Origin of the sequence: uncultured Desulfovibrio sp., from assembly GCF_944324935.1 — a bacterium.
GTDB lineage: Bacteria > Desulfobacterota > Desulfovibrionia > Desulfovibrionales > Desulfovibrionaceae > Desulfovibrio.
Window position 1 is genome coordinate 37,691 of record NZ_CALUYG010000018.1, and the last position, 14,512, is coordinate 52,202.

9 protein-coding genes and 1 pseudogene are annotated in these 14,512 nt (G+C 67.4%); 4 read left to right on the forward strand and 6 right to left on the reverse strand.

Annotation, left to right across the window (positions count from 1 at the left end):
* Position 1 precedes the first annotated feature (1 nt).
* Positions 2 to 1,471, forward strand: coding sequence for a glycosyltransferase (locus Q0J54_RS05860; protein WP_296304528.1), 1,470 nt, complete (start codon positions 2 to 4; stop codon positions 1,469 to 1,471).
* A 538-nt stretch (positions 1,472 to 2,009) separates the two neighbouring features.
* Here Q0J54_RS05860 and purN read toward each other — a convergent pair.
* The 3 genes from purN to Q0J54_RS05875 are packed head-to-tail and all read right to left on the reverse strand — an operon-like array spanning position 2,010 to position 5,701.
* Positions 2,010 to 2,684 carry a phosphoribosylglycinamide formyltransferase gene (gene purN, locus Q0J54_RS05865; protein WP_296304529.1) on the reverse strand — a complete coding sequence of 225 codons (675 nt, stop codon included), beginning with the start codon at positions 2,682 to 2,684 and terminating at the stop codon, positions 2,010 to 2,012.
* A 2-nt stretch (positions 2,685 to 2,686) separates the two neighbouring features.
* Positions 2,687 to 4,198, reverse strand: coding sequence for a uroporphyrinogen-III C-methyltransferase (gene cobA / locus Q0J54_RS05870; protein ID WP_296304530.1), 1,512 nt, complete (start codon positions 4,196 to 4,198; stop codon positions 2,687 to 2,689).
* Positions 4,199 to 5,701 (reverse strand): leucyl aminopeptidase, encoded by a 1,503-nt coding sequence (locus Q0J54_RS05875; RefSeq protein WP_296304531.1) that lies wholly within the window; start codon positions 5,699 to 5,701, stop codon positions 4,199 to 4,201.
* A gap of 168 nt (positions 5,702 to 5,869) precedes the next feature.
* Between Q0J54_RS05875 and hemW the strand changes: the two genes are divergently transcribed.
* Positions 5,870 to 7,168: a radical SAM family heme chaperone HemW gene (hemW, locus tag Q0J54_RS05880; RefSeq protein ID WP_296304532.1), complete on the forward strand. Its 1,299-nt coding sequence runs from the start codon at positions 5,870 to 5,872 to the stop codon at positions 7,166 to 7,168.
* A gap of 546 nt (positions 7,169 to 7,714) precedes the next feature.
* On the opposite strand, the gene Q0J54_RS05885 is transcribed toward hemW, so the two are convergent.
* The 3 genes from Q0J54_RS05885 to Q0J54_RS05895 form a co-directional block, all read right to left on the reverse strand.
* Complete coding sequence (locus tag Q0J54_RS05885) at positions 7,715 to 9,931, reverse strand: glycosyltransferase (RefSeq protein WP_296304533.1); 2,217 nt, start codon at positions 9,929 to 9,931, stop codon at positions 7,715 to 7,717.
* A 40-nt stretch (positions 9,932 to 9,971) separates the two neighbouring features.
* On the reverse strand, positions 9,972 to 11,093 hold the full coding sequence (locus Q0J54_RS05890; protein ID WP_296304534.1) for a glycosyltransferase family A protein: 1,122 nt from the start codon (positions 11,091 to 11,093) through the stop codon (positions 9,972 to 9,974).
* Positions 11,094 to 11,295: 202 nt separating this feature from the next.
* Positions 11,296 to 12,330, reverse strand: a complete 1,035-nt coding sequence (locus Q0J54_RS05895; protein ID WP_296304535.1) for a UDP-N-acetylglucosamine 2-epimerase — start codon at positions 12,328 to 12,330, stop codon at positions 11,296 to 11,298.
* Between the two features lie 218 nt (positions 12,331 to 12,548).
* Between Q0J54_RS05895 and Q0J54_RS05900 the strand changes: the two genes are divergently transcribed.
* Positions 12,549 to 12,941, forward strand: a complete 393-nt coding sequence (locus tag Q0J54_RS05900; RefSeq protein ID WP_296304536.1) for a cytochrome c3 family protein — start codon at positions 12,549 to 12,551, stop codon at positions 12,939 to 12,941.
* Positions 12,942 to 13,121: 180 nt separating this feature from the next.
* Positions 13,122 to 14,512: pseudogene (locus Q0J54_RS05905) on the forward strand (hypothetical protein); the annotation flags it as partial.

Below are 14,512 nucleotides of genomic sequence, written 5' to 3' on the forward strand. Positions count from 1 at the left end.
TATGACTTCGGATGAATACCGCCGCCTTATCCGCTCCCTGCTGGCCCGGCGCTGGGTCCGCTTCTGCCTTGTGACCGGCCTGACCGCCCTGATCTACATCCTGCTGGGCGCGCTGCTGGTGCAGGCCTGGGGCTGGCCGCTTCTGCTGGGCAATGCGGCGGCCTATGTGCTCAGCCTGCTGGTGTCCTACTGCGGCCAGTGTCGCTGGACGTTCCAGCCTGTGGGACGTCTGCACCGGGCGATGGCCTTGCGCTTCCTCGGCGTGCAGGTGGGGGGGCTGCTGCTGAACTCGGTGCTGATCTGCCTGCTGACCTGGCTGCTGGGCCTTTCCTACGGGCTGGCCATGCCGATCGTCAGCATCCTTGTGCCGGTCACGCTCTATCTGCTGTGCCGTTTCTGGGTCTTTCGTTCCTGCGGGGCCCCGGCCGTCGCCGCAACGGACCCGCGCTTCCTGCCGCCGGCCGATGCCGGGCAGCACCTTGCCGATACGCCCCCCGGCGATCCGCCCCGCGTATCGGTGATTATGAACTGTCTGAACAGTGCCGACAAGCTGGAAGAGAGCCTGCGCTGTCTGGCCGCCCAGACCTTCACCGACTTCGAGGTCATTTTCTGGGACAACGGCTCCACCGATCAGAGCCCGTTCATCGCCCAGGCCTTTGCCCCCCTGCGCGGGCGTCTGCGCTACTTTCGCGGCGAAGAGACCGTGCCGCTCGGCGCGGCGCGCAATCTGGCCCTGCGTGAGGCGCGTGGCGAATATATCGCCTTCCTCGACTGTGACGACCTGTGGCGGCCGGAAAAGCTGGCGGCCCAGGTGGAAATTTTTGATGCCTTCCCGCAGGTGGGCCTTGTCTGCACGGATACGGAGATCTTCGACGGCAGGCGGGTGCTCCGGCGCATCTTCGCGCATACGCGGCCCGTGGACGGCATGGCTTTTGCCGAGCTCATGCGGCGGCAGTGGATCTCCATGTCCTCGGCCATGCTGCGCCGCGGCGCGCTGGAATCGCTCGCTCCCATGCCGTCGGACGGCAGCGCCCCGCCCTGGTTCGACGAAAGCCTCAACGTCTGCGAGGAGGCGGACCTCTTCTACCGTATCGCCCATGACTGGGAGCTGGCTCATGTGGATGCTCCGCTCACGCTCTGGCGCGTCCACGGCATGAACACGACCTTTCGCAAGTTCTCGCAGTTCGCCGACGAGACCCTGTGCATCCTGGAAAAGCATTGCCGCATCTATCCCGGCTATGAGGAGGAGCATGCCGATCTGGTGGACCTGCTGAGCCGTCGCGCCGCCTTCCAGCATGCCGTGGCCCTCTGGCGTGAGGGCAAGGGCAAACAGGCGCGCGAGCTGCTGGCTCCCTTCGGGCTCACGTCTTTCAAGCACCGTCTGTTCTATGCGGCGAGCTTTTTGCCGGGCGGCTGCTTCGATCTGGCGGCAAAGCTCTATTTCGCTCTGCCGTCCCTGCTGCGGCGTTAGAGGCCGTCTCAGTATGAGAGCATTTTCAGTTTGAAACGTGTTGCGTTTCAAACCATACGGCCTGTCGTTTCGCGGAAAAAACGCGGTTTTTCCGCTCACTTTGGGCCGGGCGGCGCTGTGCCGCCGCCTCGCGTTTTACCTTTTTCAAAGCTAAAACGCCGCTCTATTCGCTTCTGTTTGGGGGAAGGGAGAGCGTTCTTGCCCTGACAGGTACGGTCACAACAACAAAGCCTGTGCGGCTCGATGGCCGCACAGGCTTTTTCGTTGCAAGACGCTTTTGCGACGTGTTTTTCAGAGCACTTTTTCAAATCATGCGGCCTGCGTTTTCGCGTTTACCTTTTCGGTGGCGGAACGCTCCAGGGCCTGCTCACACGAGCTTTACACATCATTTCACGAGACAGGCCAGGCAAGCTGTACACGCGCCGCGTGCCTTTTGGGGCGGGCTTGCCCCGCGTCCCCGCTTTTTCCCTGATAAAAGCGCGCAGGGGAAGGGATGGGCTTCCCCTTCCCCCCAGCAGGAGAGCAGGCAGCCTCCTGCTCAGAATCCTTCTTCCAGCGGCGGCCAGACGAGCCACTGGCCGTCCGCCCGCACTTTCGCCTTTTGCGAGGGGGCAAGGTGTACCTGCCGCCCGCGCACGCTGATACGTTCCTCGGCCAGCCATTGCAGGGCCTGCGGATAGATGCGGTGCTCCATGACATGGATGCGCTGCATGAGGCTCTCCTCATCTTCGCCGGCATTGACGGGAACGGCGGCCTGGATGATGACCGGCCCGCTGTCCACCTTTTCCTCCACGAAATGGACGGTGCAGCCGCTGAGCTTGACCCCGTAGGCCAGCGCGTCCGCTCCGCCGTGCACCCCGGGGAAGCTGGGCAGCAACGCGGGATGGATATTGATGACCCGCCCGGCAAAGGCCGCAAGGAATTCCTGCGAGAGCAGACGCATATACCCGGCAAGCACCACCAGCTCCGCGCCGCTCTCCCGGATGCGGTCGACCAGCTCGCGGTCGAAGCTCACCCTGTCGGGGAAGGCGGTGTGATCCAGCGCGCAACAGGCGATGCCCGCGGCCTGCGCCCGGGCAAAGACGCCCGCGCCGGGGCGGTTGCCCGCCACGAGGCGGACGTCCACATCCAGCAGGCCGGCCCGCATCTTGTCGATGAAGGCCTGGGCATTGGTCCCGTTGCCGGAGGCCAGAATGGCGATCTTCAGGGGCATGCTCACCTCGTGTAATGGCTGACCAGCGCCCGGACAAGGGCGGGGATGGTGTATTCTTCCGGCATGATGTGGCAGGGCAGGCCGTGGGCTTCCAGCGTTTTTGCCGTCACCGGACCGATGGCCGCCAGACGGACCTCAGGATGGGCACGCAGCGTCTCCGCCGGGATGAGCGAGAGGAAGTTCTCCACCGTGGAAGAAGAGCCGAAGGTGACGCAGTCCAGACGGCCGGTCCGCATGCGCTCCAGCACCTCGTCCTTGCGGGCGGCGGCGGGCACGGTCTCGTAAGCGGAGATGACGTCCACCTGCGCCCCGGCCTTGCGCAGTTCTTCCGGCAGGACCTCGCGGGCCCTGGCCGCGCGCGGGAGCAGCATGCGGACGCCGTCCACCCCGCCACGGGCCAGCAGCCCTTCCACCACGCCCTCGGCCACATAGCGCTCGGGGATGAAGTCGGGCCGGATGCCGCGCGCCTCCAGCGCTTCGGCCGTGGCCGGCCCGATGGCGGCCACGCGGCAGAGCCCCAGGGCCCGGCTGTCCTTGCCGGCGGCCTCCAGCCGCGACCAGAACCAGCGAACGCCGTTGACCGAGGTGAAGATCAGCCAGGCATATTCCGACAGACGCTCGATGGCGGCATCCAGTTCGGCGTAGTCGGGCAGGGGGCGGATCTCGATGGTGGGGCACTGGATGACGTCCGCGCCGAGCCGGGCAAGTTCCTGTGCCAGGCCGCTGGCCTGTTCCCGGGCGCGGGTCACCACCACGCTGCGCCCGAAGAGGGGGCGCTGTTCGAACCAGCCCAGCTGGTCATGCAGGGAGCAGACCTTGCCTACCACGATGACCGAGGGATTGCTGAAGCCCTGATCCACGGCGGCCTGGGGCAGCGCCGCGAGCGTGACCACCAGGCTGCGCTGTCGGGGTGTCGTCCCCCGGTAGACCAGCGCGGCCGGGGTGGCCGGGTCCATACCGGCGGCAAGCAGGTTGCGGGCGATGTCCGGCAGGTTCTTCATGCCCATGACGAAGACCAGGGTGGAGGCGCTGTGCGCGAGCGCCTGCCAGTTGTGGACGGAGCCGGGCTTGTCGGGGTTCTCGTGTCCGGTGATGATGGTGACGGAGCTGGCGAAATTGCGGTGCGTCAGCGGTATGCCCGCATAGGCCGGGGCCGCGATGGTGCTGCTGATGCCGGGCACTTCCTCGAAGGGGACGCCCGCTTCCAGCAGGGCCTCGGCCTCTTCGCCGCCACGGCCGAAAATGTAGGGATCGCCGCCCTTGAGGCGGGCCACCACCTTGCCCTCGCGGGCCTTTTCCACCAGCAGCCGGTTGATGCCGTCCTGGGGCAGGGCATGGTCGCCCGCCACCTTGCCCACATAGATCAGTTCGGCGTCCTTGCGGGCATGGGCCAGCAGGGCGTCATTGGCCAGCGCGTCATAGATCACCACATCCGCCGCCGCCAGGCAGTCGCGTCCCCGCAGGGTGAACAATCCCGGATCGCCCGGCCCCGCACCGATAAGATACACTTTCATCTAGATGCCTCCTCTGGCCAGTTCCAGCAGGGTACGCGTGCCGAAGCCCGTGGCCCCCGCAGCGCCCAGGGGCTGTTCGCTGTCGGCCCAGTCCACCCCGGCGATGTCGAGATGGGCCCAGCGCACGCCTTCCCGCAGGAAATGCTTGAGGAAGAGCGCGGCATGGATGGCGCCGCCTTCGCGGGGGCCCATGTGGCAGATGTCGGCCACCTGGCTTTTGAGATTCTTTTCATACCCCTTCCAGAGCGGCAGCCGCCAGAGATGTTCCCCGCCCAGTTCCGCGCCGGCCGTCAGGCGCTCGGCAAGGGCGTCGTCATCGGTGAACAGGCCGGCCACCTCGCCGCCAAGGGCCACGGCGCAGGCGCCGGTGAGGGTGGCGATGTCCACCACGGCGGCGGGCGTCCACATCTTCTGGGCGTAATGCAGGGCGTCGCAGAGCACGAGCCGCCCTTCGGCGTCGGTATTCTGGATCTCCACCGTGTCGCCGGACGCGGCGCGCACCACATCGCCGGGGCGACAGGCGTTGCCGTCGGGCATGTTCTCGGCGCAGGCCATGAGGCCGACGACCCGGCGGGGGGTCCCCTCTTCGGCCAGGGCCACCAGCACGGCCAGTACGTCGGCCGCGCCGGTCATGTCGCATTTCATGGTGTGCATCCTGGCCCCGGGCTTGATGCAGATGCCGCCGGTATCGAAGGTGATGCCCTTGCCCACCAGCACCAGCGGCTTGTCCCGCTCGTGTCCTTCAGGCGCGTGCTCCAGCACCACGAGACGCGGCGGCCGCGCGGAGCCCTGCCCCACGGCCAGCAGCGCGCCCATGTTTTCGGCGCGCATGGCCTCCTCGTCCAGCACCGTGCAGGCAAGGCCCACGCCGCGGGCGATGCGCTCGGCGCGTTCGGCCAGATCGGCCGGGGCCAGCATGTTGGGCGGGGTGTTGGCCAGGTCCCGCGCCAGCATGACGGCCTGGGCCGCCCGCTCGCCGCGGCGCGCCGCCTCGCGGGAGGCGTCCGGCACATAGTCGCCGTCAAAGGCGAAGGTGAGCCAGCGGGGCTCGCGGGGCGCGTCGGGATCTTCCTTTTTCAGATCCCGGAAGGCATAGAGCGCCAGCAGCGCGGCATAGGCGCTCTCTTCCACGAGGCGATCCCGGCCGCCGGGCAGACGGGAGAGCAGGGCTTCCGGCAGCAGCAGGCTTTCCGCCTCCAGCGCGCGGCAGCGGCGCACGGCCGCGGCCAGGGCCTCGCGCAGGACGGCGGGCGTGAAGTCTTCGGCCTTGCCGAGCCCGACGGCGAGCACGCGCGGGACGTTCTGCTGCGGATGGCCGTGCAGCAGGGCCAGTTCATCCTTTTTGCCGCGAAAGTCGCGCGCGGCGGGCGCAATGGCCAGCCACGGGGCGGCCTTGTCCAGCAGGGGGCTGGTCTCGTGCAGGTTTTCCCCCTGGAAGACGGGGGCGAGCAGAACCTCGGTTTTCCAGTGATCCGGCCCGAGGCATTGAAAGCGCAGTTCCATAGTCCATCTCCGTAAGCTGCGGATTGCCTTTTGAGAAAGGGGAATATACGCTGGACAACGCCGTTTGCCAAGCTTGCCCCGCAAGGGACATGGAACGGCTCGTATTTTGCAAGATCCGTTATCGACCTTTGGACGTCATTTTTTCGACGCTGTTCACGGACATTCCCCATGCTTGTGTATATTCACGTTCCTTTTTGCCGGACTCGCTGCAACTACTGCGCCTTTTATTCCATGCCCCTGGGACGGGGCGTCTCGGCCGGCCAGTCGCCGGCCGTGCGCGACTATGTGGACAGCCTCTTTCTGGAGCTGGCCCTCTGGGGGGACCGGCTCAAGGGCAAGGAGGTGCATTCGGTCTTTTTCGGCGGCGGCACGCCGAGCCTCCTGCCGCCGCGCATCATCGAAAGCATCCTCGACCGTCTGCACAAGGCCTTTGCCTGGGCCCCCAAGGCCGAGGTGACGCTGGAGGCCAATCCCGAATCCCTGCGGGGCGGGCACATCACCACCCAGTACCTCCAGGCCGGCATCAACCGGCTCTCCATCGGCCTGCAGACGCTGGACGACACCCTGCTGCGCATGCTGGGACGGCCCCACAAGGCACAGGACAGCCTGCATGCCGTGTTCATGGCCCGTGAGGCGGGCTGCGCCAATATCAGCGTCGATCTCATGTGGGGGCTGCCGGGACAGGGCGTGCGCCAGTGGCTGCAGACGCTCAAGGACGTCTGCCGCATGGCGCCTGACCATATCTCCTCCTACGGGCTGACGCTGGAGCCGGGCTCGCCCCTGGAACAGGACTGCGCCTCGGGCAAGCTGACCCTGCCGCCGGAGCGGGATCAGAACCTCATGTTCTCCGAGGGAGCGGCCTTTCTGGAAAGCCACGGCTATCTGCATTACGAGATCTCCAATTTCGCGCGCATGGGCTTCCAGTGCCGCCACAACCTCGGTTACTGGGAAGGGGCGGACTATCTGGGGCTGGGGCCTTCGGCCACCTCCACCATCGACGGTCGCCGCTGGACCAACCCCGCCGGACAGCGCGCATGGGACGCGGGCATCCACGCCGGCACGCTGGACGCTCAGGCGGAGATCCTCACGCCGAAGATCCGCATCCTCGAGCTGCTCATGCTGCGCCTGCGCACGGCACGGGGCCTGCGCCTCAAGGATTACAAGGAGCTTACCGGGCGGGACTTCATGCGCGATCACCAGCGGCTCATCCAGGCGCTGCACGAGAACCGGCTGGTGCGCCTGCGCGACGGCTATCTGCGCCTGACGCGCAGCGGCATGCTGGTGTCCAATTCCATCCTGCGCAATCTTTTTGAACGCACGGGCGCGCTGCTGGATCAGCTGCCCGCCGAAGCCGCCGCGGCCCTGCAGCAGCGGCAGGCACGGCTGGAGGCCGCCAAAAGCGAACTGCCCGACGATGACGAGCCCAAGCCCATCAACTGGGAACGGGTGGGGGAACGACGGGAGTAGACGGCTCCCGCACATGACGGCAGGGCGCGGTACGGGGAAAGAGCTTCGTGCCGCGCTTCGTTTTTGTCGCAAAGCCTACGTCGTCTGCCGGGAGGCCGGGGGATGCCGCCGCGTCCTGTGCGACGACGCCCCGGGGCGGGGACCGTCCCCCAGTCAATGCGGGGAGTCCTCCCCGGGGCTGGACCCATTACCGGACGATCTGCTCCGACCGTTTGTTTTCCATAACTTTTGGGAAAATAACGCACGCTGTTCCCTGAAAGGAGGTCTCGTCCGCCACTCCCCGTCCGCAAGGAGCGGATGGTGGAGAAGATGGGGAGGTTGAGGAGGACGTCCCCTTCCCCGGCGCGCCTTTGCCGGAGGAGCGTCAGGGACAGGAGGCGACCCCGCTCCCAACGGCAAGCGGGGTGCTTGTGGCGTGTGCGTCGTGTTTATTGGAAGTGTTCAACCTTGTGCTGACATGCCCCGGGCGATACAGGGAGCTGACAGGCATCGACGGCGAAGCGAAGGGGGGATCCCCCCCTTCGCAAAACGTAATACGTCCTGAGCCTAACGGATGCCGCAAGCCTCCGCCGGCAGGAATTCTTCCAGTCCGGCACGCCGTTCCAGCGCCCGGCGGGCATCGTCCGCCACACGGGCCCGCTGGCCGAGCCGGGCGTGCAGATGCGCCATGCGTAGCCAGGGCTGCCAGTCCAGTTCATCATGCTGCGCGGCGAGCCGGTAGTGCAGCAGGGCTTCGGGCAGGCGTCCCGCGCCCTCATGCAGCAGGCCACGATAAAGGGCGAACCAGCCCGCCTCCTCCGGCCAGCGGGCCTCAAGGGCCGCCAGACCGGCAGCCTCGGGCGAGCGGAAAGAGGCCGTGCCGGCAAGGATCTCATGCGCCTTGACCACAGAACTCGCCGGAAAGATGCCCGTACGCCGGATGACCATCTGGGAAAGGGCCTCCATCTCTTCGTCCTCGGCCAGCGGCGACGGCGCCGGGACGGCGCGCACGAGCCCCGTGCGCGGCAGGCTGCGGCGGATGGCGCCTTCTTCCAGACAGCCCAGCCAGAACAGCCAGTCCGTCAGGCCCAGCGGCTGACAGTCCCGCATGCCGCCCACGGCCTGCCAGAGAAAGCGGCGGATGAGCAGACAGGCTTCCGCCTCTTCCCGGCCCAGCTTCAGCGTGCGGAAGCCGCGGGGCTTCCAGGGCTGGCCGTCCGGTCCCTGGGCGCGCGCGCTGATGCAGCTGATCTCGGGCTGATGGCGGACGGCCTGCCGCGGCGCTTCCAGCATGTCCTCGCGCAGCACGTCTCCGGCCAGCAGGGGGAGCAGCCACTGAGGGGCGCGGCCGTCAGCGCCGGGGGCCTCGGCCGCCGCGTTCCAGGCGGCGCAGGTCCCGGCATCGTCCGCCAGCGACAGGGTCAGCAGGGCGGGGGCGTCCGCATAGGCGGCACGGGCTTCCTCCCAGGTGCGCCGGACAAGATCGAGCCAGTCCGCCGGCCCGGCCGCGGCCACCTCCGGGCAGAGGGCAAGGCCGCCGCGGTACTGCTGCCGTAACAGGCTGTGCAGTCCGGCTGCCAGCGTATCGGCGGACGGCGTGGCGGCGGAGACGGGCGGGGCCAGCAGGGGGCGTACCGTGGCGGGGGTGGGGCCTTCCACCTCCAGCACGGGCCGCGGCGGTGGCAGGGAGCCGTTGCGGGCGGTGAGCACCTCGCCCATGAAGGCATGCAGACGCCGCATCTTGCCCTTCCAGGAGCAGTGCTCCTCGGCATACCGCCGCATCTGGCGGCGGATGTCCGGCTGTTCTTCGGGCAGGCGGGCCAGGCGCAGCACCATGTCCATATCGATGGGGCTTTCATCGGCGGGCACGGCGGCGGCAAAGGGCGGCAGCGGCATGAAGTCCACATCGCTGCCGCTGAAAAAGAAGGGCAGCCCCTGCAGGCAGTATTCACGATGCTTGAGGGCGGCGTACTGGAACATGTTGGTGCGGTGGCGGCCCAGGGCGCCCACGCCCACATGGCAGGTTGCGGCAAGCTGCCAGAGCGTGTCCTGATCGAGCTGGCCGTGGACGCGCACGGCATCTCCCAGCTCCCATTGCCGGACAAGATGCCGGTATTTCTCCAGATCCGGCCCCTCACCGGCAAGATGCAGCACGAAGCGCTCCCCGCCCCGGTAGCGCGCCATGCCGAGCAGCAGACGTTCCAGCCCGTGCCAGTGGGAAAAGTGCGCGGCGCTCAGCAGATGGACGGCATCCTGCGGCGGATGGAAGTCCAGAGGAGGGACGGACTCCGGTTCGATGCCGTTGCCCAGCATGAAGGTGGGGACGGGATGATCGATGCGCGAGAGTTCGTAGCGGTTGATCTCGTCCGTCACGCCGCTGAAACCTGCCGCATGGGCCAGGGAGGCTTTGCCCCACAGCCGTTCATTGACCAGCTCCTGGTGGCGCAGCTCCGTTTCCTCGATGGTGTTGTGCTCGAAGATGACCGGCGGCGCGGCGCGCATGAAGCGCAGCAGCTGGCGCGTGGCGCAGGGATAGCGGAAAAAGATGATGTCCGGGCGCAGGCTCTCGGCCAGGGCCTGGGCGGCGCTCATGTAAGTGGCGCGGTCAAAGGGCCGGCACAGGCAGCGGAAACTGTATCCGCGCATCTCCTGCGGCGTGCCCGGGCCGAGCACGACGCCGTGCGTGTCCGGCTCGAGCTCGCGCAGGTGGCGGACTTCGGCATCGAATTTCTTGAGCAGCTGGGGCAGGGTGTTCAGGAGAACGGCCAGGCAGAGGATGCGCATAGGACCTCCCGGGGGCGGTGGGGATGTTCGCGGGACGGGCTCAGCGGCGGCGCAAATAGCGATGCGCCGTCCGCAGCATGACGTCGGGATCGACGATGAGCCGCCTGTTCAGGCTTTCAATGCTTGCCAGCAGGGAGTCGTCGTCCTGTATGCCGGGGAAGAGGGCGTGCACCTCGTCGGCCGCCCGGATGACGTCCTCGCGCAGATCGGACGGCACGACGGCGAGCGCCTCGCGCCGCTTGTAGAGGAGCCATGAGGCATAGAACAGCTGGATGGCGGCCAGGTCGGCCTGACAGCCGCGGGAGGCCTCGAGGCTGACGACCTTTTCCACGGAGCGCAGGTACTCCCGGAAGAGTTTGCGGCTCAGGGGCGGCGTGAGGTGTCCGATGACGGCGGCACAGGCCAGACTGCCCATGGCATGGGCCAGCCAGCCGGCAAATTTGCCCGACGGGGGGAAATGTTCCAGCGTATCCAGCCCGTTGCCAATGCGAAAATGCATGGCCGCGTCATGGATGTACTGGCGTACCACATTGGCGGTCATGCTTTCGCCGTGCCGCCGGTAGATGACCAGTCCGTCGGGATTGACGCCGAAGCGCCGGCCGGCAAAGAGGCAGCGCAGCCAGAAGTCCTGATCCTCGCAGGCCTTCAGGCTCGTGTCGAAGAGCCCCACGGCCCGGGCCGCCTCGCTGCGGATCATGTAGGTATGCACCGGCGAAACATTGGCGTTGCACATGTGCACGTCGATATGGTCGGCATAGAGCGGCCAGACGGCATTGGGCCGGGATCTGTCCTCGAAAAGCTGGAGACAGAGGCTGATGCTCACCGACCAGTCGGGATGGCGGGCAAAGGCGGCCAGATGGCTGGCGATGACCTGCGGCGCCAGCAGATCGTCGGCATCCAGGAACAGCAGGAAATCCCCGTGCGCCGCCTGCATGCCCGTATTGCGCGCGGCGGAGAGCCCCTGGTTCTCCTGATGGATGTAGCGGATGCCCGGCAGGTTCGCGGCCACTTCAGCGGTATCGTCGGTGGAGCCGTCGTCCACCACGATGATCTCCACGGCCACATCCGGCCCCTGCTGCTGCCGGGCGCTCTGGACGGCAAGGGGCAAAAAGCGGGCGTAGTTGTACGCCGGTATGATGACGGAAACACAAGGCTGCTGCATGGTCGCGACTCTCCCCGGGAAATGGGCTGACGCCCGGCGTCGTCTGACGGCGTGCCGGACATGAGGCGGGATCCGCCGGTCCGCGGTGGCCGGGGGCGGGAGCTTCCGGCGCGGCCTGCCGGGCGGAAACGCGTTTCTGGGCTATGGGTAGCAGACTTGTTCCGCCACGGAAAGCAAAATTTTCCTGCCGGGGCCGTCAGGGTCACAGCAGGCCGTCGGCCCTGTCGGCCAGGGTGGCCATGACGGCGGCCACCATGCGCCGCACGGCGCGGCCGCTGCCCTCGGGAAGGCCGGGATGCGGGCAGGGCTCGTCCAGCGCGGCCGTCAGGCCGGCCAGCGCCGCCGGATCATGCAGGGACGCCGGCTTGTGCCAGCCGCATTCCAGCGGCAGGGCGAGCTGTCCCGGCCGGGACGGCGCGGGCACGAGGGCGCGTTTGCCCGCGTAGAAGGCCTCGCGTTGCAGACTGTCCGAGTCGGTCAGCAGGCAGCGGCAGGCGCACAGCAGGGAAAGCGTCTCCTGCGGCGGCAGCGCGGGCAGCAGGCGCACGCCGGGAACGGTCGCGGGCGGGGCGGGCAGATCCGACAGCAGCAGGATGTCCATGCCGGTCAGGCCGCCCCATTGGGCAAGCTGGCGGAGACCGGTCTCCCTGTCCTCGGGGGAGGCGTGCCGCCACAGGCCGTCCAGCGAAGCCAGCGCAAAGGCGGAGGCCGTCAGCTGCCGGCGGGCCACGGCAGCGGCGGGGTCAAGGCCGGAACAGGCCTCCTGGAACAGGTCGTACAGGGCGTCTCCCGTCACGCAGACGCCCTCGGTCATGCCCTCGGCTTCCAGCGTGCGGGCCTGGGGAGCGGCAAGGCAGCAGCGCAGCAGGGCTTCCCTGTCCAGAAAGGCGTGGCTGTCCCGCAGGGCCGCGTCATCGGGCCGCTGTCCGGCTTCCAGGTGGAGCAGGGCGATGTCTTCGCGCAGGGCGGCCCTGCCCGCGGCAAGCGCCGCTTCGCCGCCGCCGAAGACCAGCAGGGCGTCGGGACGCTCCGTCCGCAGCAGCTCCCGGATTTCCGCCTCTGTCGCCTCAGTCCGCAGGGTGCGCAACGATCCCAGCGCGGGGAGGGTGCGGCTGACGGTCAGGGGCAGGGCGTCAAGGAGCAGGCTGCGCCACGCGCCGTGGGCTTCGGCCAGCCGGGCGACGGCCGCTGCCATGCGGTAATGGGGGCGCGAGGCGGCGAACAGGGCGACATGCATGAGGTGTTCCTCCCGGGGATATGCGGGAAATATGCACACGGATCCGCCTTATGGCAAGGGCGGAGCGCTTTTTTCGCGGCGGCAAGTTCAGTGTCCGTGCGCTCTCGCGCATTGACACGATACCACGGGAAGCGTAGGGTAAGTCCGAACCAGTTTCCTGGTGGGGCGCCCTCGTGCGGGCGTCCGTTGGTGATGCAATCTGAACGAGGAGATGTCGTATGAAGTTCGTCCTGATTCCGGCTGCTCTGCTGTCGCTGGCCCTGGCCGCGCCCGCATTCGCCGCCCCTGCCGTTCCCGCCGACGGGCTGAAGATGGTGGGCTCCAACCCCAAGAAGGCCGTGACGTTCAACCACAGCAGCCACAAGGCCATCGAGTGCTCGGTGTGTCACCATCCGGTGGACGGCAAGGAAAACTTCGCCAAGTGCGCCACCGCCGGCTGTCATGACGATCTGGCGGGCAAGAAGGGGACCAAGAGTCTGTACTATGTCGTGCACAGCAAGAAGGACGTCAAGTTCCAGTCCTGTTTGCAGTGCCATGACAAGATAGTGGCCGAAAAGCCCGACCTCAAGAAGGAACTCACCGGCTGCGCCAAGTCCAAGTGTCACCCGTAGGCCTGGGAGTGCTCCCTGTTTTTTCCGGCCGCGACTCCGTCGCGGCTTTTTTTTCGCCGGCCTCTGGCGGGCCGAATGAGGCCTTGTTTGCCTTTTTCTCTCTAAACTGTTATTCTTTTTTGTCGTTTTACAATGGAGAGTGATTCCATCTCTTACCAGGGTCCAACCCGCGAGGCTGCCATGACGGCTGATACTGAAGAAATCATTGATCTGACTGACCTCATCGAGGAGGGGGAACCCTCCGCCACGACTTCCCGTCCGTCCGCGGAAAAGGACAGTCTGGAGGAGCAGTTGCAGAGTCTCAACGATGTCCCGCACGCGTCGGATGACGCCATCGACAGCCTGTTGCAGGAAATGGGGCAGGGCGCTGCCGCTCCGAATGCCGTACAGGAGCTGAACTCCCCCAGTCTTTCCGGGCCGGATGCCCCCTCGCAGGGGCCGGACGAAAATCCCAATGAAAAGATCGTCATGCCCGGCATAGACGATGTGGATGCCCTGCTGGATCATCTGGACATCCCCAGCCAGCCGCATACGTCCAGAGTGGAACCTGTGGCGGACGGCGCGGCGCTGGACAGCGCGGTGGAGGATCTCCTCTCTTCCGCCGGCGTCAATATCCCTCCGGCTGCTCCGGCCAAACCGGCCGCGGCCCCGTCGGCATCCGCCGGGGACGAGATGGACGACCTGCTGCGCGATGTGAGCGGCGGCGCTGCGGCCAGTCCCGCGCCGAAGCGTCCCTCCCCTGACGATGACATCGAGGCGGCGCTGGATGCGGATCTGACGTCGCTGATGGCCGATATGGGCGACCCCGAGCCGCCGTCGCCTCCGTCTGACGCCGCGGTGTCCTCGCCGCGGAAAACGGCGGAGGAAGAGCTGGACGACCTGCTGGCGACCGATACGGATATTCCGCCTGCGGCGGCCAGGCCGGCCCCGGCTGCCCCGGCCAGACCCGCCATGCCCAAGACCGCGTCCGGTACGGCTGCGCCCAGACCGGCGCAGAAGCCCGCTTCGAAGCCCGTCGCCAAGGCGACCGCATCCGGTTCGGTCGCGAAGCCGGCGGCACAGCCGGCTCCGGCTGCTCCCGCGCCCAAAAACGCTGCGGCGGCTCCGGTCGGAAAGGCCGCTCCCGCTCCGCAGAGTCCCCAGGCGGAGGACGTCGATCTTGACGCCCTGCTGGCGACCTCTCCCGCTCCGGCACAGGCTTCCGTGCCGCCGACCGTGGACGAGACGGCGGCGATGCTTGATGCCGTCCCCGGCGCTCCGGCCACGGAAGCGGAAGGCATGCCGGATCTGGATGCTATGTTTACGGAAGAGCTGGAGGCTCTGGAGAAGAAGAGCAAGACGGCGGCAGCTCCCGCGTCTGCGGCCGATGCGGATGCCATGCTGGCGGATCTGGACGCCGCGCTGGGCGAAACGCCTGCCGAGCCCGCGCCCGAGACGGCAGCAGCGGCGGCAGCTCCCGCACCTGCGGCTGATGCAGACGCCCTGCTGGCGGATCTGGATGCCGCGCTGGCGGAAACGCCTGCCGGGCCCGCGCCCGAGACGGCGGCTCCCGCGCCTGCGGCTGATGCGGA